The following is a 22,101-nucleotide window of genomic DNA, read 5'->3' on the forward strand; positions in this document are numbered from 1 at the left end:
CATTAAAATGAAGCTAAACCTGGTTGTTGTAGATGATGAACCCCTGGCGTTGGAAATTATAGACAGCTATTTGAAAAGAATGGATGAGGCACATGATGTTCTTTTTTTTAACAATGCAAAACAGGCCTTACTCCACTTAGAAAACCAAGAAGCCGATATACTCTTACTAGATATAGAAATGCCAGAAATAACGGGTATTGAGTTCCTGAAAGCATTGCCAGATCCACCATTAACCATTTTTACAACAGCCTACCGCAATTATGCTTTTGAAGGGTTTGAACTTGGCGTAATTGACTTCTTGTTAAAGCCCATCTCTTTTACCAGGTTCTTAGCAGCAATCAAAAAAGCCAAAGACTTCCTTTCTCTGAAAACAAATGATACACAGCTTGAACAACATGAACCTGCTCCTGAATTTATTTTTGTAAAAAGCGGGGTAAAAAGAATCAGATTGCAATTTGATCAAATTACACATGTTCAGGGACTAAAAGACTATGCCATTATCCACACCCTGCAAGAAAAAATTGTAATCAAAGGATCAATTAAACTGGTGCAGGAAATGTTTCCTGTATTGCTGTTTATCAGGGTGCATAAATCTTTCCTGGTTGCTACCAAGGCCATTAAACGAATTGAACACAATAGAATTATCATCAATGATTATCAGATACCTGTTGGAAGAAATTATAAGGAGGAGCTGGAAAAGGGATTAAAATCCATAAACAGATAATTACACCTCCTTAACAAATCAGATATTCACGTATTTTAGTTAAATATTTTTCTCTTCATAGCCCAGTGAATGCTTAGCGCCTTCATATGGCACAAAATAATTTCTAACAGCAGCGTATTTATATTTTTACTAAATTGAATCAAAATTTTATTTTCCTGAACATAAAAGAGAAAATTAAAAATAGCTTTTATATCCCTGGATACAGTCTGTTTAAAATGCTTTAGCACCCAACAGATTTTATTCATAAAAGTAACATTTATGATCCCTCATTTTACAACTGCAGAAGCGGCAGTCCATTATCCCGGTGACCGCAGACTATTCATTGGTTTAAAAAAACATGTATGGTACATTTTAGGTATACTAATCCTGGCAACAGTAGGAATAGCCTGGCTACAGTACTTAATCTGGGGCTTACCGGCAGATCCATTACTAAATCCTGTTCCAGCGCTAAAGCAGGCAGTTGGTTTTCCCTGGTGGTTAAGGCTAAGCCATTGGGTTAATTTCTTTTTCCTGATTACCATTATCCGCAGTGGTTTGTCTATACTGGCCGATCATCCGAGATTATATTGGAATAATGGCTGCACACCCGGATCGGAATGGGCCCGTTTTACCCCGCTAAATGTTCCCTTTGATAAAGTATGGACAGCGAAAGAAGATGCCCGGTACATTAGTCCTTTGCTTGGATTACCGGGCTATCGGCATACAGTTGGTTTAGCCCGTTGCTGGCACTTTATCAATGTACCCTTTTTCCTTCTCAATGGGATCATTTTCATTATCTTATTATTTACCACCAACCAATGGATCAAACTTGTCCCCTCTTCCTGGCAGGTTGTTCCTGATGCCTGGAGCGTATTTGTACATTACGCAACATTCAATATGCCTATAGAACCGAATGGATTTTATCAATACAATGCACTTCAGCAACTCTCTTACTTTGCTGTTGTATTTTTACTGGCTCCAATTGCCATGCTCAGTGGAATGGCCATGTCGCCCGCTATTGAAAACCGTTTCCACTGGTTTCCCAAAATGTTTGGCAACAGACAGGGCGCCAGGTCTGTGCACTTCCTTGTTATGGTGGCTTATGTGGCATTTTTAGTCATTCATGTAGCGATGGTGGTGGCAACTGGGTTGATTCGGAACATGAACCACATTATCCATGGCACAGACAGTGAAAATGATCCTTCAGGTTTATATCTTGGTATCGCCATCTTGTTGTTTATGATCTTATTTGGGGTTCTTGCCCATTGGCTTTCCTGGAAAAGGCCCCGCCTTCTGCAACGTGCAGAAGCCTTGATTAATGGCACCTTATGGAAACTTTCTATCAACAAGCTCAAACCACAGCTTTATTATAAGAAAGAAGACATTACCCCTTTTTTCTGGCCAAACGGAAAAGTACCTGAATCTACCGAATGGAAAAGCCTGGCATCAAATGGATTCAAAGATTTCAAGCTTAAAGTAGGTGGATTAGTCGAAAGTCCGAGTGAGTTCTCTCTGGAAGAGCTCAAAACATTGGGCCAGGATCAGAACATTACCATGCACCATTGTATTCAAGGCTGGTCGGGCATAGCAGAATGGGGTGGTTTGCCCATGAGTAAGTTGATCGAGATGGTAAAACCACATCCCTCGGTTAAAACGGTTGTTTTTTATTCCTTTGGGGAGGGTTTATATGGCGGTCATTATTACGATACGCATACCCTTGATAATTGCATGAAACCCGGCGCACTTTTAGCCTGGGAGATGAACTATGAACCCTTAACAGAACTATATGGTGCCCCTTTGCGTTTACGTATCGAAAATCAATTGGGTTATAAAATGGTTAAATGGATTGAACGCATTGAATTTATAACTTCTCATACCACCGTGGGCAAAGGTTATGGTGGGAAAAATGAAGATGACGAGTATTTTGATCTCCTTGCCAGCACTTAACTGAGCATACTAATATGATTTTACAAGAACAGATCAGGCAGTTGCCACCTTCTTATTTCTCTCTGGTTATGGCAACCGGCATTATTGGAGTTTTCTTTACTTTAGCAGAATGGCCTACCATGGCAGAGCTATTTTTAATCCTGAATGCATGCTTTTTCGCTGTTCTTTTAATCATCCTGGTATACCGTACTATTAATTTCAGTACAACTGTTTTGACTGATTTCCACAGTTATGAACGTGGCCCTGGATTTCTTACCCTGGTAGCGGCATGCTGTATCATTGGGAATCAATTTATATTGGTTAACCAATACTTTTTCCTGTCCAAAATTTTACTCATTATTGCTGCATGCCTCTGGTTATTAATTGGGTATGGCTTATATTTTAATTTAACGGTAACAGACCATAAAAAGACTTTAAAAGAGGGCATCAATGGTGGCTGGTTATTGTTTGTGGTAGCTATTCAATCCATTTCAGTATTGGGAACATTACTGGCACAAGGCAATCACGTATTGCTCTTCATTTCGCTTTGCTTCTTTTTCTTTGGCTCTGTATTCTACCTCTACATCATGTCGCTGATTATTTATCGCATGTCCTTTTTTGATTTGCATGCTGATGAGTTAGGCGCACCATACTGGATTAATATGGGTGCCACTGCCATTACGGCGCTTGCAGGTTCCATGTTAATTCTATTCGCGCATGATTTTCCTTTAATTAAAGAAATTTCTCCTTTTCTAAAAGGATTGACCTTACTTTTCTGGGCAGCGGGCTCCTGGTGGATTCCCTTGTTAGTACTATTGGGATGCTGGAGGCACATCAGCAAAAAAATTAAAGTACCACTAAGCGCCGATGGCTATGATCCAAGCTACTGGTCGATGGTATTCCCTTTAGGCATGTATTCTGTTAGTACATTCAGATTAGCTGAAGCGTTAAATCTGCCCTTTTTAATGGTTATCCCGAAATACTTTATATTCCTGGCATTATTTGCCTGGTGCGCGGTAATGATTGGTCTTATACGCAATCTTTACAGTCGTTTAAAAAGCATCCGCTAACACATGTGTTAAAACTGCTTTACTGCTGATCTTTTATCGTGATAAAAAAGTACGGTCCAATGTTCTTCCTCTGCCCTTGTTTCCCATTCCTTCCTAAGGGATAAAGCTTTTTTACCATCATAATCATTTTTGTAAGCCACCGGATATTTTAGGTAGCCGTACATTGGCAGGTTATCACCACCGTAAAAAACAACAGGCGGTTTTTGGCCAAACCAAAAAACCTGATGATATGGGGTATGCCCTCCTACGCATTCAAATCGAATAAAATCGTTTATCCAACCTTCGGTATCTGTTAAACGAACTACATTAGCCAGTTGCGCCAATGCTTTCAGTACCGGAATATTATAAGAAGGGTTTCCATCTTGTGAAAGCGCAAAACTAAGTTCTTTATCCTGCAAAAAAATCTGTGCATTTGGAAAGTTCAATACAAAACGTTCCCCTTCAAAATGGCCCAATCCATTTGTATGATCTTTGTGCAAATGAGATAAAAGAATAATGTTTACCTGTTCAGGCTCAACTTCATTTTCTGCTAAAAGCTTAGTAAGCTGTAACTTACCAGACTGATGTAAACCTAAACCTGTATCTAATAGTACATTTGTATCTCCTTTTCTTATCAAAAAGGGTTGAATGCAAACTGTAGTGGCCTTCGCCGCAAGGGCTGTTGCCAATGCTTCTTCATTTTCAAGTGGGGTAAATTTTTTGGCCTTATCAACCGTAAAAAAACCTTCTTTAAGTGCCGTAACGACTATTTCATCCTTCATTTAAACTGACTATCCTGAGTTTTAAAAGTACAAGTATTAAGCTGCTAACTTGTTTTGCAGGGGTAAAATTCCGAAAAATGTATCATTATTTTCACATGCGAGCTTAATGATTTAAATAACCATCGGCTAAAAACCTAACATTTTGGTAACCTTCAATACTTAATAAACCATAGAGCAGATTGATTTAAAGCAAGGATTCTTTCTATTTTATCGCTATTTTTATAAACCATAAGCTAACTGTCCACTATATACCCATATGAGCATCAATTACCATAAATATCTTAATGCCAGTGGAGAAATGGCCGAGCTTACCCGTAATTACGATTGGTCCAACACTGCTTTAGGGAGCCCGGATAAATGGCCCACCAGTTTATTAACTGCTGTAAGCATAGTTTTAAACTCCAGGTTTCCGATGTTTATCTGGTGGGGACCTCAATTAATTCAATTTTACAATGATGCTTACAGGCCCAGTTTGGGAACCGGAGGTAAACATCCTTTGGCTCTCGGACAACCTGCTGCCGAGTGCTGGCAAGAAATATGGCCCATTATTAAACCCCTTATTGATCAGGTACTGGCTGGAGGGGAAAGCACATGGAGCGAAGATCAACTCATTCCTATTTTTCGCAATAATCGATTAGAAGATGTTTACTGGACCTTTAGTTACAGTAAGTTATTGAATGATGACGGCAACATTGGCGGGGTATTGGTAACTTGCAACGAGACCACCAACAAAGTAAAAACCTTAAAGCAAATCAGTGAAGCGAAAGCAGAATTAGAATTTGCCATTAATGCTGCAGAATTGGGTACCTGGGACCTTAATCCCCTTACCGGAAAATTTATAGGAAATGATCGGCTGAAACAATGGTTTGGTTTGGGCCCTGAAGAGGAAATTGAACTTAATCTGGCCACCAGTGTAATTGATGAGCAGGACAGGGAGCGGGTTAACCTTGCAATAGCTAAAGCCATGAACTTTAGCTCCGGAGGATCTTATGATATTGAATATGTAATCAGAAACCCGGTTTACCCTAATCCACGCATAGTAAGGGCTGTTGGAAAAGCGATTTTTGATGAACAGCAACAACCCCTCAGATTTAGCGGAACCCTACAAGACATTACTGATGAGCGCAATACCATGAACAGTTTAATGGATGCCAAGCACAAACTAGAGCTGGCGCTGGATCAGGCCCTAATGTCAAAAGCTGCTGCACAGTTAGGAACTTTCGATATGGATTTACTGAATGGAACCATGGTATGGGATGCACGCTGCAGAACGCTTTTTGGAATTAGCCACAACGATGAGGTGAGCTATGAACAAGACTTTGTAAAGGGTTTGCATCCTGATGACCGTGAACGAATTCTGGCTGTGATAGCGGGTGTACTGGATAAAAGTCAAACTACTGGCGATTATGATGTGGAATACCGTACCGTAGGCGCTGAAGATGGCGTGGTGCGATGGATACGGGCAAAAGGCAAAGCCTATTTTGACATCTACGACAAGCCCATACGCTTTATAGGATCGGTTTTAGACATTACTGAGCAAAAGACCGATGAGCTAAGAAAAAACGATTTTATCAGTATGGTAAGCCATGAACTTAAAACGCCACTCACCTCTTTAAAGGGATACATCCAGATTCTGGAACACAAAGCCCGCGAAAACGGTGATGGTTTCGCTGCATCCGCTCTTGGAAGAGCAGATAAACAAATTGCTAAAATGGGTAATCTCATCAACGGTTTTCTGGATGTATCCAGACTTGAAGCCGGAAAGATTAGTTTACATAGAGAAGATGTTTATCTTCATGAACTCATCGAATATGTAATTGAAGATGTTGGCACCTGGTCAAGCGCTCACCACATTAGTTTTGTTGCCAATAGCGAGATCATGGTGAATGTAGATCGAGATAAAATCACATCCGTTATTTCAAACCTTTTAAGCAATGCCATTAAATATTCGCTTGCCGGAAGCCAAATAGAAATCCACTGTGAGGAAGAAGATGGTTTTGCCAAGGTAAGTGTTAAAGATCAGGGGATAGGTATAAAGCCCGAAGATACCCAAAAGCTTTTTGAAAGGTTTTACCGGGTGGGCAACCCTGAAGCCAGGACCATTCCGGGCTTTGGCATAGGATTATACCTCTGCGCAGAAATTATAGAAAGACATTGTGGTAAAATTGGGGTAACCAGCGAACCAGGAACAGGATCGGTTTTCTATTTTTTATTGCCTCGCGCGCGGTAGCCTATGGTGCTTTCATCTAGTGCGCCATCAACTGCCATCCAGAGCGCCACTGTCATCCAGGGCATCACTGTCATCCAGAGCGCTACTAATTGTCATCCAGAGCGCCACTTATTGTCATCCAGAGCGTAAGCGAAGGATCTGTATAAAGGATTCCCTTAACAGATTCCTCCGAAGTCGGAATGACAAAAAACAGCAAACTGTCATCCAGAGCGTAAGCGAAGGATCTGTCTAGAAGGAATCCCTTAACAGATTCCTCCAAAGTCGGAATGACAAAAAACAGCAAACCGTCATCCAGAGCACTACTTATTGTCATCCAGAGCGTAAGCGAAGGATCTGTCTAGAAGCAATCCCTTAACAGATTCCTCCGAAGTCGGAATGACAAAAAACAGCAAACTGTCATCCAGAGCGCAAGCGAAGGATCTGCCTAAAAGGATTCTCTTAACAGATTCCTCCGGAGTCGGAATGACAAATAATCGGAATGACAAATATTCAAATCCTATCATGCAGCGCGCACAAGCCGTGATTTTAATCCCCAATTTCTTCGTTAAGGAACCGCCATTCCTTATTTTCGGTTTCGATTAATGCATTCTTTTTAGCTCTTGACCAACCTTTTATTTCTTTTTCGCGGTCGATTGCGTCAGTAATGTATTGATAGCGCTCAAAATGCACCAGATAAAAGCATTTGTATCTTTTAGTAAATGAATATGGCTTTTTTCCGTCCCGATGCTGTTTGAGCCTGATTAACAAATCATTCGTAACTCCTGTGTATAAAACCGTTCTGTTGTAATTGGTTAACATATAAATGAAATAGTTGTGATCTTTCATAATATTTAGCAATGATATTTTTAGGCAATTAACACTTACTGTCATCCAGAGCGCTACTAATTGTCATCCAGAGCGTAAGCGAAGGATCTGTATAAAGGATTCCCATTAACAGATTCCTCCAAAGTCGGAATGACAAGTAATTGGAATGACAGACACCCGGATTCTGTCATCCAGAACACCACAACTGTCATTCAGAGCGCCACTGTCATCCAGAGCGTAAGCGAAGGATCTGTATAAAGGATTCCCTTAACAGATTCCTCCAAAGTCGGAATGACAAAAGTCAGGATGTAGGGATATTTACAGCCATCGAACAGGTAAAAGGGGAAACTCATGCTTAGAAAACAGCAAAACTTATTTTCCATATCAATCATACGTTTTGCGTATCATGTACTGTTTTATTTACCGGCAAAATTAATCTTCATTAAGTCTCCAGCTCAATCCACTTATTTCCTCAACAGGTGCTATAGCTTGCTTCTGCTCTTGCACAAACGGAACGGGCAGACCATCTCTTAAATGAAAAACATGGGTAAGCCGACAGGCAAAATATCGTCTGTCGGCTAATTTATCCTGTTCTAACCAATAAGATGCTCCTACAGCAATTAACAGCGCCCGTTCTCCTGCCCGGTTGGTTTCAACCTGTAGTGAAGCGCCGGGAAAATTCGCTTGTTTTAAAGAAATCTCTAAGTTCTGAATCAGATGGATTTCGTAGTCATCACCGGCCAGATCAAAATGAAAAATGTGCAATTGCAATAACAACTTTGTAGCACGAGGCACTTGCTTACAAAATTTACTGAGGCTAGCTTTAGGCAAAGTTAAATCCAAAATACCATCAGGAGACGGATACGCTCCTGGAACTTGATAAAGAAGTGAGCCAAGTGCGGTAGTCTTATTAAATTCAAAACCTTTTAGCAAGTTGATATTACCTTTTGAAAGTTGTTTATGACCTAAATAAACAGCAGGTATGGTTCTAAATATTTCATGTATGCGCTTGTTCAATCGGGAATGTAATTCGCCAAGGGCATAGTTTTTAACGAAAAGCTCGAAGCCTTTTTTAATATATGCCACTAACTTGCTGACCTCGCCAAAATCCTTCCCGCTTTTTTTACTGTTATCGGAAAGTTGGTATTCTTCTGCCTGCTTTCGAATAAGCACTTTTTTTCCTACCCGATAGAAGATTAAATCGCCGAGTTTTCCTTTAATTGAAATTATCCCATTTGATGTAGCCATAATTTTGTATATTAGTGCAACCATGGGATGATTACTCTAATATAAGACATTCCTGTTTCTTTTTCAAAAGAAGCAAGTCTTTTTTACCCCCAACATTAATCCGACTAAAGTCCGTGTTAAGTGCCATACAAGTCCGTGTTTGGCATAGTATCAAGTTCATCTTCCTTCTGGTTAAAGCCAATGTCTAATGCCAACCGCTTCGTAGTTTAGGGTTACTCTGTTTGTAGTGCGCTATACCTGTCCCGATTTAACATTGGGAGCGAAGGATTTATGTAGAGGATTCTCTTAATAGATTCCTCCGAAGTCGGAATGACAAAAAATCGGAATGACAAAAAACAGCAAACCGTCATCCAAAGCACCACAACTGTCATCCAGAGCGCAAGCGAAGGATCTGCCTAAAAGCAATCCCTTAACAGATTCCTCCGAAGTCGGAATGACAAAAAACAGCAAACCGTCATCCAGAGCACTACTTATTGTCATCCAGAGCGCAAGCGAAGGATCTGCCTAAAAGCAATCCCTTAACAGATTCCTCCGGAGTCGGAATGACAAATAATCGGAATGAAAAATAATCAGAATGACAAATACCCGGATTATGTCATCCAGAGCACCACTTACTGTCATCCAGAGCGTAAGCGAAGGATCTGTCTAGAAGGAATTCCTTAATAGATTCCTCCGGAGTCGGAATGACAAGTGTTCTGAATGACAAATAATCGGAACAACAGTGGTCTGAATGACAGGGGCGGAATGACAATTATTTTTATTAGTTTAGCATTATAAAATTATGATACGCTCCATTCTTGTACTGCTAATTTTCATTATGGCCCAGTTGGCCAGTTTGCATGGACAAACGCCTGCAAATGATAACATTACAAATGCACTTCCTCTTCCAGGAATTAATGCATACTGCTCAACAAACGCTTTTTTTAGTAATGCTGGGGCTACACCAAGTGGATACAAAAAAGCGGATGCCTGGATTACTGAAGGTAACGATATCTGGTATACTTTTACTGCTGTTGCTACAGATATTTCGATCACCGTAACTGGGAGAACAATCGATAATGGCAATACTTTAAATAATCCTTTAGTTGCCATTTATACCTACCAAAATAATGTACTCACAGAGCAGGTAGGTTCTATGTTGATAAATGGAAATATAACTACAGCTTATAAGGGAGGAATAACCATTGGCCAACAATATTACGTTAGAATAAGCGCAGAAAATAACCAGACGGGCACTTTTAAACTTTGTGCAAATAATTATAACCCACCGCATAAACCCGGACAAGATTACTCCTCGGCAGCTTTATTGTGTAGCAAATCTACTTTTACGGAACAAAAGGTAAGTGGTGCAGGGCTCAACAATCGAGAATCCATTGGGAGTTGCCTTAATGTTGAATCTAATACTGCCTGGTATACCTGGATCGCTGCCAATAATGGAAATCTTGGTTTTACCATCACCCCTACTACTACCACAGATGACATTGATTGGGTATTGTATGATCTGGGCCCCGCATCAAGCAGACAACTGCCCTCTGCACAGTATATTATGAGATGTGCTTCAGGGAGCGGAGTTAATTGTTCACCGCGTTATTTCATTACCGGTGCAAACAGCACTTCATTAGATTTGAATGAGCAATCTGGCTGTGTTGCAGGTCAGGATGGCTTTGTTAAATCAATAGACATGGTAGCTGGTCATGCCTACGCATTATTGATCGATAATTTCTCCAGCGGAGCCAATGGCTTTACCTTGGCATTTGATGGAACGGGAGAGTTTTTGGGCCCATCTGCAGAAATACAACAGCAACAAATTAATGCCTGCGAAGCGAATCAACGTTTTAATTTTACTGCCACCGCCAGCAACTACAATCAATTGATCTGGAATTTCGGCGAAGGTGCAAGTATACAAAATGCCAATACCGCAGGTCCTCATGAAATTACCTACGCTAGTCCGGGTAAGAAAACGGTAACCTTAGAGGCTATAAGTGATCGTGGCTGTAATGTAATTAAAAGTTTAACTTTTGATGTTAATTTAAAACCTGCAACTCCCGTAATACAACAAAACAGGTCAGCCCTTTGTATAGGAGATGTATTGGAATTAACCACTAATGAAGTACCTGGAGCCACGTATAGCTGGACAGGCCCCAATAATTTTACGGCAAACGTAGCCAATCTTAGCCTGGCTATGCAATCAGTTACCCAGGCGGGAGATTATACCTTAAAGATCAAAGTTGGAGATTGTGAAAGCGAGGCGGCTACTGCAACTGTTACTGCTGTTGTTGATGTTCCAATTGCTTCATTTAACACCGATGTACAGCTACCGGGAAAATTTTTAGCCCCTGTTACCATCCATTTTAACAATCAATCTCAATATGCAGACCGATATGAATGGGACTTTGGAGACGGGCAATTTTCTAACGAAGAGAATCCGGCTCATCAGTATGTAAAACCCGGCAAATATACTGTACTGCTTAAATCCTTTTCTAACATTGGTTGCCTGGATACAGCACTTGTAAGTGATATAGTGATACTGGATGCCAACATTGTACAAATCCCCAACTCTTTCTCGCCAAATGGGGATGGTATTAACGATAAGTTCAATATTAACCTCAGCAGTATTGCGCAATATCAAATTAAGATCTTCAATCGATATGGCGACCAAATCTTTATCAGCAATGATCTTTTTGACTCCTGGGATGGCTCATGGAATGGAAAAACAGTTCCGGTAGGCGCATATTTTTACCGCATTACCGGATTTGATTTAACGGGAAAAGCATTAAAATATAGCGGTTCTATTACACTTATCAGGTAATTACCACATTCTTTGCGGACAAACCACTTTATAAACATTATTGAGCAGAATGCCCAGTACTACCTCATGGCTTCCATTACTTACCCGATTCAGTTCAGAGGTAGTAAAATCATAAGAATAGGTAAGGTTAACCAAATGACTGATGTTAAAGCCTGCCATTAAACTTGCTGCATCATCTTTTCGATATCCAGCCCCCAACCACAACTGATCGCGAAAGGCCATTTTAACATTAAAATCTACTGATGTGGGTGCTGGTGCAATCCACTTTACAAGGATGGATGGCGTAGTTGAAATATCTTCAGATAAATCAAACTTGTAACCTCCGGTTAAAAATACGTGGGGAACTTGTTTAGCTGAGGGTTGTAAGGCGCTATCGTTGTGAAAAGAAATAGAATTGGGAACCAGTTGCTGTACAGCAAGTCCTGAAAAAAAACGCCGGCCATATAACCAAACTCCTGCTGCCAGGTCAGGGCGGATTAATTTCCTTCCGGCATTACTCAAGGCCGGATCGTTAGGGTTCTCCAGCAATAAACTGTTTTCATCAATTGCTGTTCTTGAAACACCAGCAGATAGGCCCAAAGAAAGGTTTAAGCGCTGGCCAACAGCCAAATGGTAAGCATAACTCAGGTTAAAGACCGCCGTTGATAAAGCACCTGCTTTATCGCTTACTGCATATATCCCCATGCCGTGATGGGCGGGTGAAGCGGTGTAGTATTGTGCATAATTTCTCCCCCTGGGATCATTCCCATCTTGTTCAAAAGACAGCGCATTACCCCATAAATACTCCTTCCCCAGCGCCCAATTAGCGCTAACGAATGATGTTTTAGGCGCATTTTGCAAACCCTGCCATTGCTGGCGGTGCCCTATCCGCAAATCAATATAATTCTCTATTCCGCTTAGTGCCGGATTAAGTACATAATTATTCATTACATACTGTGTATATTGGGGTTTCTGCTGTGCACTAACGCAATACGAATAAAGCATAATTACAGTTAAGCATAAGAAAGACCTGTGTTTCATAACGAAAAGCTTAAACTCTACAATTATTCTGAACTAGTCTGTTCTACAGCAGTGTTGTAGGCTGAGAAAATCTTCCCAAGATCACCATAGCGAAGTTTTTTGCTTACAATCTGTTTAACGAGTTCGGGCTTGTCGCTCAAATCGCGACTTAGTATCTCTACATAATTTCCTCGTTTGAGTTCATAGGTTGTACTGCCTTCTTCGTACATATAAACTGTTTTCAGTCCATAATAATTACGGCTAGACCAGGTGTAGGTGTTACTGAAAGAGGGACTGCTTCCCCTGGCTCCCGGGTTGGCCGTGGCACCGATACTCATCATTGGGCTGCCGCCACCTACAGGTTCATATTTGCAAAAGAATTTTCTTCCGGGACTTGTGGCGATCAATTTTCCTAAATATCTCTTTTCTGCTTTGCCTTCATAGCTGAGCACCACCAGGCTATCTTTTGATCCACTAACTACTATAGCTTTTAAAAGGGATATATCGATTTTCTGTACCTTATCTTCTTCTTTTTCTTTAAATCTTAGTGTAGCAGATAAGGGCGTAAAATAAACTAAGCCTGTGTGTTTAATGCCCTGCAAATCATAATAGGCTCCCTTAAAAAAGGGCGTAGTAAAAAGCTGGGCATGTGTAAACAGGCACGTAAAACAGCAAACCAAGAGAAGTGAGAAGCGTTTCATTAATTTATCAGTTATCTTATGTGAATGCTAAGTTAAAAATTTGTTTTTAATACTAACTATCCATGTGTAGCCATAGCATACCTTATTTTAAAGACTTTGGGGTGTTAAGCAGCTGCTCTATTGCTGCTACACGTTGTTCGAGGCTTTTCAAACGATTAATTTCCTTCTCTTTTTGTATCAGGTATAGTGTAAGCTCCTCAATTTTCTTTTGCTGTTGCTTAACCAGTTCTCCCAATTCTAAACCTTTACTTTCTATTTCATTTGCTGATGGAATTCCTGATAAATGGCCATTCTGTTTAATCTGCTTTTCTACTTCATTTAGGGATGGTAACTTATATTCAGGTTTAAACACATAGTCTGGCCAGTCTTTGGCATCTACGCGCACCTCACGGGCATGGATTTTACCATTTACAGCCAGCTTTTCATCTGGGCTGGTGGTGCCTATGCCTACTTTACCATAAAATAGTAGTTGCCTGGTATCAAAATCACCACGAATAAGTACATTCTGGTTCTCATACTCTCCATTTGATAATATAAATTGACTACTCAAAGGACTGGAAGGTGAAAAGCCTGCATGCCAGCCGATAAAGACATTATTACTTCCATTGTTACCATATCCTGCTTTGGAGCCGATGTAAATATTTTTAATACCACTGGCAGAAAAGCCTGTGTAATCTCCAATGGCAACTGAAGTAGAATTTGTTCCATTATTAAGTGCATTATAGCCAATTGCAGTATTGTTTTCACTTGAAGCATTGGCACTTCCCGCCATCGAGTTACTACCAATAGCTATATTACCAACCCCTGTAGTAATTCCTGCACCCGCGTAATCTCCTACCGCAACATTTAATGATGCATTTGTTGCATTAGATAAAGCGGCTTGTCCTATGGCCAAATTGGTATTTCCACCGGTAATGGAAGTTAATGCAGCCTGCCCGATACGGGTATTGTAGTTTGGCAAAAAATCAAAATACATTCCATTTAAAGTAGGGGCAGAAAAATTCTTCAGAGATTTAACTGCGCTCCCATCCAATTCAGTTTCAGTAAATTCATGGCCCAATCGAAGTTTATCAGCAATAATTCTTGCCACGCTTACTCCTCCACCTGAATTTGTTAATGAAAATCCATCCGGTTTCACCTCTGTTGTTCCAACTTTAAGTTTATCATTGATCCATATAAACCCATTCTGAATAGTTGATGGTGAATTTTGTATATAAGAACCGCTTGGTGAAACCGTTGCAAATGTATTGGAGGGAATCTGTCTAATAAAAGTGCTTTCATCTCTTACCAGAAGAGAGTATGCTGAAGTTGGCGCATTAGGTTCTTGCCTATAAGCTATCTGACCACTTTGTGTTATACCAAATAACTCTCCATTGCCAAAATCCCCATTAATTCTAAATACATTATCTCCACTGTTAGAAATGACAAAGCCACTGTTACCATTATTAAGATAAAATCTGGGATTTGCTGTTTCTTCTAAAATTATACTTCCTTTCATCCAGATTGATCCGGACTGTGCTGCAGAAGGAGAGGCTTGTATATAAGATCCGCTTGGGGAAACAGGTGCCACATCCCCCTCCTTTAAAAATTTTTTACCACTAAAATCAAATATATTGTTATTTACAAAAAGTTCTTTATTGCTTTCAATGCGAACAGCATCTTCTCCTTCCCTCATTCTGATGTGTATATTCCCGTTTGGATTTGTACCTCCAACATAACCTAAATAAATATTATTATCACCAAAAGAACCAAATGCGGGATATTGTTCGTTAGACTGATTTGATAACCAAATAGACCCAAACCTATTTAATGTAATTTTACTACCTGGTGCTGAACCAGTTAAGTTTAGGTTCGAGTTTTGTATATCTAAATTCCCTGTTTTTACCTCATCACCAGTTTTATGCAATACATTGTCATTAAGAGCTATTGCATTTTTATCTAGATATCTAACCTGAGCATTAGATTTTTCTTTTACCATAAAATTATAATCCACAGGAATATCAGTGTTTGTATGTGGAATATAGATTTGGCCTTGTTCTTGAAAAGCGACTATAGGGTCTCCATTTGCAGCTATTGTCATTGTCGCACCTGAAATATACTGAGACCAATCTGCCCAATTACCAGGTTGTGATGTATGCCATCTCAACCAATTTGTACCAACTCCACCATTAACTGTTATTCCATTGAGCGCTAAATGTCCCTCTTTCACTTCATCTCCTGTTTTATGCAATACATCTTCATTCAGGCTCAAACTTCCTCCTTTTCCGGGCAAGTTCCACTGAAAATTGCCTGTAATATTGGGTGCAGTTAATACCCCAGTGAGTCCCAAATTACTTTGATCAGTCTTAAAAGAAATGCCTCCTGCGCCTACTCCTGTATATTTTCCTGATGTTTGATTATAAGCATATAGATACGAATCTACAACACCTAAATCCCCTGTCTTTTGTTCAGCTCCCTCCCTATGGATGACTTTACTGTTTAGTGCATATGGGGAGAAATCAAGACTAGCGGCTAAACTGTCAACCTCTGCCTTCGTCGTGTATTCGCTCCATCTTCCGTTACCCCTATAACTAAAAAATTTGCCAGTGCTTTTCTGAATGAAGACGGCACCAATACTATCTTTACCTCCATTTAAACCTGGTGTTTGACCTGTTGGCAGATACATGGTTAATGATGCTTTTAGTCTGGCATCTACCTGCGTTTGATTTCCATTAACAGTGGTCCGATTGGAATCTGGTAAGTTTTGTGCCATGGAGATCGTCCCGATAGCACAAATGAGAGCGATTAATAATAGTTTTTTTTTCAAGATATTTTATTTTGGATGATTATTTTAGAACTAATGGTTGAAGTTTTATTCTAAATGTTTAATAATTAAATCTATCTTTTCAAGAAGCAGTTTATTCTGTTGCTGAAGTGCTTTAACCTCTTTATCCTTTTCAATCATATAGAGACTCAATTCCTCCACTTTTTTCAGTAAAAGCTTATTCATTTCTCCTAATTCTACCCCATTCGTTGCTACTGCTTTCGCCGATGGCATTCCCGAAAGATGCCATTTCTGTTTAATCTGCTTCTCTACCTCATTTAGGGATGGTAACTTATATTCAGGTTTAAATACATAATCTGGCCAATCTTTAGCATCTACGCGAACCTCACGGGCATGGATTTTACCATTTACAGCCAGTTTTTCATCGGGTGAACCTGTACCTATTCCAACATTACCGCTGGCTTTGATAGCCATTGAAATATTTCCGGAATAAATTTGGTTCTCTTGTACAGGAGCCGGGTTATTGGTATAAAAAACGATTCCACCCTGGTTGGGCTGGCCATTGCCGGGAATCAGGATTGATGCACCTGAGAGGCTTGGATGGGCATTGGCAATCTTGAAATTATCATTGCCATCCACAAATAAATTTGAGGAAATTAATACAGATCCATGGTTATTAGAACTGAAATTGGCAAAGTTCATAGTACTGGTACTGATGTCTCTTTGACCGATTGAGGCATAATAGCTCTTAATTTCCCCTACTACCTGCAGCTTCGAATCTGGCGTATAAGTACCAATGCCCACCTTACCCAGTGCATCGTATTTTACCATTAAATGATCGTATGCGGCACTCGCTTCGGGGTGAATGAAGTAAAATTCTGATAGTCCCAGCCTGTTATCAGGGCTATAAGTCTGGTAAACAGTCATTTTTATTTTGCGGGCTGCAACACCTGATATGGGCAATATAAAAGAACCACTTGCGTAGTCTGATACATCTGCTACTGTTACCCAGGTATTTGCACCTTCATAGACATTATAAACCTCTATTTTAAATTTTTTGGGCCACCAATATCGGGTAGTCCAGCCAATCCATGCCCCTGCCTGGGTATGGTAATTGGGTAAACCATCAATAAGAATGGTATAGGGATCGGCCTCATTAATTGGTTCTGAATAAACGGGTGAGAAAACCCCATCAAAAAGGTAACTCAGCGGAAGCGATATGCTTCCGCCTTGTGTTACCGAGAGGCGCTGATCCGCATAAAATAATAAATTCTTTTCTAATGATGCTGTAGATCGGTTAGATGAGGGAATTACAGCATCTGTTTGACCGAATGCAGGTACGGTGATCAGTAAAAAAGAAATAATAACATAGGCCATTTGGGTATAAATAAATTTCATCTTTATTTGAGGTGTTGAATGATTAGATTCATTTTTTCAAGTAGCATTTTGTTCTGTTGCTGCAACGTTTTTACTTCCTTATCCTTTTCAATCATATACAAGGTTAGTTCTTCTATCTGCTGCTGCTGTAACTTTAATATTTCTCCTACTGCTAATCCTTTGCGCTCCACCATTTGTGCCGATGGCATATCCGGTAGGTGACCTTTTTCCTTAATCTGTTTCTCCAAATCATTTAGTGTCGGTAATTTATATTCGGGTTTAAACACATAGTCTGGCCAGTCTTTGGCATCTACGCGCACCTCACGGGCATGGATTTTACCATTTACAGCTAGCTTTTCATCGGGAGTAGTGGTGCCAATGCCCACATTTCCATTTTGCAGCGCTTTTATTGCTAAAGATGCCCCATCTGTAGAGTATAAATTACCTACATATAAGTCCCAGTCATTGGTCATGGGTAGAAACTTGTCTACCGAGAGGTCACTTCCAATATTATTTACAGGCGTATAGCCATCATTGAAATTCCTCGAGGTAACAGCAACCTTTACGGTAATGGGATCAGTATTAGATCCTCCTGTGTTGACGGCTCTAATTCTAAACCTAACATTATGATACTCTGTATTACAATCAATTGTAAAATTGAGCACCTGATCAACATACTTATTATTATTTATCCTGCCAACCTCCCGCCAGATGGAAGGGTTAGAATGAGAGACTGCCGCCAAATGGGTTGCCGCAGCCGCGACACCGTTTCTGGTGTAAGCAAGTGAAATATCATAATACCCTCCAGCCCCTGCAGAACTTGGAGCTACTTTAACAAACTCTACATAATCGCCAACATTATACCCAGCCGGAAAAGTAACCGTGGTAGTATAAACATCAGGGAAACGACTCGCTCTTATACTTGCGCATATTGCTGAATGATTAACCAGGGCTAAACATAAAAATAAGGCTATCTGTAAAATCAACCTATTTCCGACTTTTCTTCTTCCTAAGTCCATAACCATTTAATTGTTGCTGTAATTTCTTAATCTGTTTCTCTTGCTTAATGATATACAAGGTTAGTTGCTCCTGGCTTTTAAGTAACTGCTTTACCATGTTTCCTAAAGCTACACCATCAGTTTCTACCACTTGTGCCGATGGCATATCCGGGAGGTGACCTTTCTCCTTAATCTGTTTCTCCAAATCATTTAATGCCGGTAATTTATATTCGGGTTTAAACACATAATCTGGCCAGTCTTTGGCATCTACGCGCACCTCACGGGCATGGATTTTACCATTTACAGCTAGCTTTTCATCGGGAGTAGTGGTGCCAATGCCCACGTTTCCACTTAATTTTAAAGACATTACAACATTGCCATATCCCGCCATTAACCCCAGATCATGGTTACTTTCAGTTCCTATCCTGCCAATTTCCTGGGTACCCCAGGTATGATTGGAGAAAATTCCTGTTTTAATATTGCTAGATCTCACCAACAATTTGGAGTGTAAGTTGCCATATAAGTCTAACACCCGTTCCCAACTCTGAAGATTATCGGGAACAGCTGTACCAATGCCAACGCTCCCATTGCCATGTATAGTCATTAACCGGTTGAAGGTATTACCATCGTTTGTATCCTCAAAGGCGAAGCCGGATACTGTTCCACCACCTTTACTATTTACAAAGTTTACTTCACCTCCTCCACCCGATCTGTTCCAACCCAGGTAAGTACCCTGCCCCCCTGTGTATTGGCTAAATGCCGGGCTAACTACATGAAATACTCCCCTAACATCTAATTTAGAGGCAGGCGTAGGAGTACCTATCCCCACATTTCCATTTTGAGAAGCTTTTATGGCCAATTGTGCACCATCCTGGGATGTAAGATTTCCGACATATAAATCCCAGTCATTCGTCATAGGCAGAAACTTATCCACTGTTGTATCGTTGCTCCAGTTGTTTAAAGGATTAAAGCCAGCATTATAATTCCTGGCTGTAATGGCGATGTTAACGGTAATGGGATATTCCTGTAATCCATAGGTATCAATGGCCCTGATCCTAAATCTGGCATTGTTATATTGCGGATTACAATCAACTGTAAAATTCAGATATCCATCAACATATTTATTGTTGTTTACCCTGCCGACTTCTTTCCAAAGGTTTGAATTATAATGTGAAATAGCCGCAACATGTGTTGCTGCGGCAGCAATATTTCCTCTCGTATAGCTGATAGAAATTTCATAATTCCCGGAGGCACCTGCATCTATCGGATTAACTTTAACAAACTCTACACAATCTCCTACGCTATAGCCAGCGGGGAAGGTAACACTGGTGGTATAAATATCAGGGTAAATAGGGAAATTACCCATAACCTGCCGGGCCTGCAACAATATCAGGAAACAGGCTGCCCATATAACGGTTTGGAATTTATTTGTGCTGTTCATGTTTTTTGTTGTTATTCTTTTCAATTAATCTTTGCTTTAAATCGTTAATTTCCTTTTGTTGTGCAATCATGTACAGGGTTAGTTCTTCTATCTTCTGTTGTTGTAATTTCAACATTTCGCCCAGTTCCAAACCATTCTTCTCTACTATTTTTGCAGATGGCATATCTGGAAGATGCCCTTTTTCTTTTATTTGTTTTTCTATCTCGTTGAGCGTTGGTAGTTTATAACCTGGCTTAAACACATAATCTGGCCAGTCTTTGGCATCTACGCGCACCTCACGGGCATGGATTTTACCATTTACAGCCAGCTTTTCATCGGGATTTGCAGTGCCTATACCTACGTTACCATTGGCGTTACCAATGGTCTGGAATGAAAATCCATTTGTGGCATCCACACTTAAGTATGTGTAATTGATATGATCGCCATTTCTTGATGTTTGCAATCTGATTTTATTTTGAGCAGGAACATCGCTTGATTGTTCAAAATATACCCCTGTTGCATCCTGACCAGAATAAATGTAATTGGTGTCTCCTCCCCAGCGTACATTTCCATTTACCTGAAATTTTTCTGCAGGGGTAGTAGTGCCTATACCAACATTACCATTATCCATAAGCGTTAAACGGTTTGCACATAATCCACCCTGGGTGCAGCCCAGATTATCATAAGCCCAAAATTGTAAGCTGTTTCCATAAGCACCCGTCATGTTGAAAATTTTCCAACTACTTGCCGCACCGTTTACTGCTTTAGCAGGGTTATTTATCTGGATATTTCCTCCGATTTCAGCACCAGCAACAGAACTGATAATACCTCCATTTACAAACGTATTTCCTCTTACATCCAATTTCTCTAAGGGTGTTGTGGTACCTATACCAACATTCCCATCATCGGTAATGGTAAACCTAGCCCCATACATGGATTGGTCCTGGCTGTAGTTCCAAAACTGGAGCGAATTACCATAAGAACCTGTCATGTTGTAAATTGCCCAACGACGAGCGGCATTATTACCTGTTTTAAAAGTATTTTCCAACCAAATAGCGCCTCCTTCATTAGACCCTGCCGAACTGAAAATTTGACCCATAACCGATAGTTTAAATTCGGGTGTAGTGGTTCCAATCCCAATGTTCTCGACTGCATTGATAAAGAAGTTTGTTCCTCCGGTATTACTATTAAAAATACCAAATCCATAGTCGTTGGAAAACAAACTGTTGTAGTTCGTATTGTCAATTTTCTTCATTAATATCTCGGTAGAATTTACGCCATTACTATTTAAAATAAGGGTTTGGTCAACCGTTTGCTGTGCGCACAGTTCAGTTATAGCCAATAAGGATATGGCTACCAGAGGAAGTACTTTCATTGTTTGTTTGGTTTATATTCAGTTATGCCGTTTGCCCTTTAAGCATAACTTCAGTTCAATCTACTGCTTCAAAATATCAAACCAAAATATTGTTGATGAACAAGCACATTTGAGTGACGAATCTACTGTTCTGTAAGGCCGAAGCGTAGCAAATTGTCGTCCAGACTGCCACTTGTCATCCAGAGCATCACCTGTCATCCAGAGCATCTCCAATTGTCATCCAGAGCGTCACTAACTGTCATCCAGAGCACCACCTGTCATCCAGAGCGTAAGCGAAGGATCTATACAAAGGGATTCCCCTCGACAGATTCCTCCAAAGTCGGAATGACAACTATTTGGAATGACAAATAATCGGAATGGTAAGGATCAACAAACTGTCATCCAGAACACTGCAAATTTCATCCAGAGCACTTCCAATTGTCATCCAGAGCACCACCTGTCATCCAGAGCGTAAGCGAAGGATCTATACAATGGTACTCCCCTCGACAGATTCCTCCAAAGTCGGAATGACAACTATTTGGAATGACAAATAATCGGAATGGTAAGGATCAACAAAACTGTCATCCAGAACACTGCAAATTTCATCCAGAGCACTTCCAATTGTCATCCAGAGCACCACCTGTCATCCAGAGCGTAAGCGAAGGATCTATACAATGGAACTCCCCTCGACAGATTCCTCCAAAGTCGGAATGACAACTATTTGGAATAACTAAGATCATGAATGAGAAGGATCAACTAACTGTCATCCAGAGCGCCACTTGTCATGTAGAGCACCACTTGTCATCCAGAGCGTAAGCGAAGGATCTGTATAAACGCTCCCCTTGACAGATTCCTCCGAAGTTGGAAGGACAAAATAAAAAGCCCGGCACAATCGCCAGGCTAAGATTATTTTAAAAACACAAGTCAGACAGCTCAC

The 22,101-nt window shown here is 40.4% G+C and carries 15 protein-coding genes; 5 read left to right on the top strand and 10 right to left on the bottom strand.

What is annotated here, in order from left to right:
- Positions 1-7 precede the first annotated feature (7 nt).
- From ACQY77_RS04855 to ACQY77_RS04865, 3 genes are all read left to right on the top strand, one after another.
- Complete coding sequence (locus ACQY77_RS04855; protein WP_421939111.1) at positions 8-724, top strand: LytR/AlgR family response regulator transcription factor; 717 nt, start codon at positions 8-10, stop codon at positions 722-724.
- Between the two features lie 258 nt (positions 725-982).
- Positions 983-2,650: a molybdopterin-dependent oxidoreductase gene (locus ACQY77_RS04860; RefSeq protein WP_421939110.1), complete on the top strand. Its 1,668-nt coding sequence runs from the start codon at positions 983-985 to the stop codon at positions 2,648-2,650.
- Between the two features lie 14 nt (positions 2,651-2,664).
- Entirely contained in the window at positions 2,665-3,699 is a 1,035-nt protein-coding gene (locus ACQY77_RS04865; protein ID WP_421939109.1) for a tellurite resistance/C4-dicarboxylate transporter family protein, read from the top strand.
- 8 nt (positions 3,700-3,707) lie between these two features.
- On the opposite strand, the gene ACQY77_RS04870 is transcribed toward ACQY77_RS04865, so the two are convergent.
- Positions 3,708-4,460 carry an MBL fold metallo-hydrolase gene (locus ACQY77_RS04870; RefSeq protein ID WP_421939108.1) on the bottom strand — a complete coding sequence of 251 codons (753 nt, stop codon included), beginning with the start codon at positions 4,458-4,460 and terminating at the stop codon, positions 3,708-3,710.
- A gap of 256 nt (positions 4,461-4,716) precedes the next feature.
- On the opposite strand from ACQY77_RS04870, the gene ACQY77_RS04875 reads away from it, so the two are divergent.
- On the top strand, positions 4,717-6,690 hold the full coding sequence (locus ACQY77_RS04875) for an ATP-binding protein (protein WP_421939107.1): 1,974 nt from the start codon (positions 4,717-4,719) through the stop codon (positions 6,688-6,690).
- A gap of 525 nt (positions 6,691-7,215) precedes the next feature.
- On the opposite strand, the gene ACQY77_RS04880 is transcribed toward ACQY77_RS04875, so the two are convergent.
- Positions 7,216-7,515, bottom strand: a complete 300-nt coding sequence (locus ACQY77_RS04880) for a GIY-YIG nuclease family protein (protein WP_421939106.1) — start codon at positions 7,513-7,515, stop codon at positions 7,216-7,218.
- 411 nt (positions 7,516-7,926) lie between these two features.
- The gene (locus tag ACQY77_RS04885) at positions 7,927-8,742 is read right to left on the bottom strand and encodes a hypothetical protein (protein WP_421939105.1); all 816 of its coding nucleotides are present in this window, start codon (positions 8,740-8,742) and stop codon (positions 7,927-7,929) included.
- 781 nt (positions 8,743-9,523) lie between these two features.
- Between ACQY77_RS04885 and ACQY77_RS04890 the strand changes: the two genes are divergently transcribed.
- Positions 9,524-11,551, top strand: coding sequence for a gliding motility-associated C-terminal domain-containing protein (locus ACQY77_RS04890; RefSeq protein ID WP_421939104.1), 2,028 nt, complete (start codon positions 9,524-9,526; stop codon positions 11,549-11,551).
- On the opposite strand, the gene ACQY77_RS04895 is transcribed toward ACQY77_RS04890, so the two are convergent.
- The 7 genes from ACQY77_RS04895 to ACQY77_RS04925 form a co-directional block, all read right to left on the bottom strand.
- Positions 11,552-12,571 (bottom strand): type IX secretion system membrane protein PorP/SprF, encoded by a 1,020-nt coding sequence (locus ACQY77_RS04895; protein ID WP_421939103.1) that lies wholly within the window; start codon positions 12,569-12,571, stop codon positions 11,552-11,554.
- A 23-nt stretch (positions 12,572-12,594) separates the two neighbouring features.
- Entirely contained in the window at positions 12,595-13,251 is a 657-nt protein-coding gene (locus tag ACQY77_RS04900) for a hypothetical protein (protein ID WP_421939102.1), read from the bottom strand.
- Between the two features lie 82 nt (positions 13,252-13,333).
- The gene (locus ACQY77_RS04905) at positions 13,334-16,057 is read right to left on the bottom strand and encodes a hypothetical protein (protein ID WP_421939101.1); all 2,724 of its coding nucleotides are present in this window, start codon (positions 16,055-16,057) and stop codon (positions 13,334-13,336) included.
- 45 nt (positions 16,058-16,102) lie between these two features.
- On the bottom strand, positions 16,103-17,413 hold the full coding sequence (locus ACQY77_RS04910; protein WP_421939100.1) for a hypothetical protein: 1,311 nt from the start codon (positions 17,411-17,413) through the stop codon (positions 16,103-16,105).
- Between the two features lie 2 nt (positions 17,414-17,415).
- Positions 17,416-18,411 (bottom strand): hypothetical protein, encoded by a 996-nt coding sequence (locus ACQY77_RS04915; protein WP_421939099.1) that lies wholly within the window; start codon positions 18,409-18,411, stop codon positions 17,416-17,418.
- On the bottom strand, positions 18,380-19,831 hold the full coding sequence (locus ACQY77_RS04920; protein ID WP_421939098.1) for a hypothetical protein: 1,452 nt from the start codon (positions 19,829-19,831) through the stop codon (positions 18,380-18,382). The genes ACQY77_RS04915 and ACQY77_RS04920 overlap by 32 nt, the downstream gene beginning before the upstream one ends.
- Positions 19,815-21,185 carry a hypothetical protein gene (locus ACQY77_RS04925; protein ID WP_421939097.1) on the bottom strand — a complete coding sequence of 457 codons (1,371 nt, stop codon included), beginning with the start codon at positions 21,183-21,185 and terminating at the stop codon, positions 19,815-19,817. The genes ACQY77_RS04920 and ACQY77_RS04925 overlap by 17 nt, the downstream gene beginning before the upstream one ends.
- Positions 21,186-22,101: the final 916 nt, after the last annotated feature.

The sequence above is a fragment of the Pedobacter sp. genome, from assembly GCF_965279535.1.
Lineage (GTDB): Bacteria > Bacteroidota > Bacteroidia > Sphingobacteriales > Sphingobacteriaceae > Pedobacter.

What these genes read in the sequence shown, in the direction of transcription:
- ACQY77_RS04855 (WP_421939111.1), top strand. Translation starts at nt 8, where the DNA reads ATGAAGCTAAACCTGGTTGTTGTAGATGATGAACCCCTGGCGTTGGAA.
- ACQY77_RS04860 (WP_421939110.1), top strand. Translation starts at nt 983, where the DNA reads ATGATCCCTCATTTTACAACTGCAGAAGCGGCAGTCCATTATCCCGGT.
- ACQY77_RS04865 (WP_421939109.1), top strand. Translation starts at nt 2,665, where the DNA reads ATGATTTTACAAGAACAGATCAGGCAGTTGCCACCTTCTTATTTCTCT.
- ACQY77_RS04870 (WP_421939108.1), bottom strand. Translation starts at nt 4,460, where the DNA reads ATGAAGGATGAAATAGTCGTTACGGCACTTAAAGAAGGTTTTTTTACG.
- ACQY77_RS04875 (WP_421939107.1), top strand. Translation starts at nt 4,717, where the DNA reads ATGAGCATCAATTACCATAAATATCTTAATGCCAGTGGAGAAATGGCC.
- ACQY77_RS04880 (WP_421939106.1), bottom strand. Translation starts at nt 7,515, where the DNA reads ATGAAAGATCACAACTATTTCATTTATATGTTAACCAATTACAACAGA.
- ACQY77_RS04885 (WP_421939105.1), bottom strand. Translation starts at nt 8,742, where the DNA reads ATGGCTACATCAAATGGGATAATTTCAATTAAAGGAAAACTCGGCGAT.
- ACQY77_RS04890 (WP_421939104.1), top strand. Translation starts at nt 9,524, where the DNA reads ATGATACGCTCCATTCTTGTACTGCTAATTTTCATTATGGCCCAGTTG.
- ACQY77_RS04895 (WP_421939103.1), bottom strand. Translation starts at nt 12,571, where the DNA reads ATGAAACACAGGTCTTTCTTATGCTTAACTGTAATTATGCTTTATTCG.
- ACQY77_RS04900 (WP_421939102.1), bottom strand. Translation starts at nt 13,251, where the DNA reads ATGAAACGCTTCTCACTTCTCTTGGTTTGCTGTTTTACGTGCCTGTTT.
- ACQY77_RS04910 (WP_421939100.1), bottom strand. Translation starts at nt 17,413, where the DNA reads ATGAAATTTATTTATACCCAAATGGCCTATGTTATTATTTCTTTTTTA.
- ACQY77_RS04915 (WP_421939099.1), bottom strand. Translation starts at nt 18,411, where the DNA reads ATGGACTTAGGAAGAAGAAAAGTCGGAAATAGGTTGATTTTACAGATA.
- ACQY77_RS04920 (WP_421939098.1), bottom strand. Translation starts at nt 19,831, where the DNA reads ATGAACAGCACAAATAAATTCCAAACCGTTATATGGGCAGCCTGTTTC.
- ACQY77_RS04925 (WP_421939097.1), bottom strand. Translation starts at nt 21,185, where the DNA reads ATGAAAGTACTTCCTCTGGTAGCCATATCCTTATTGGCTATAACTGAA.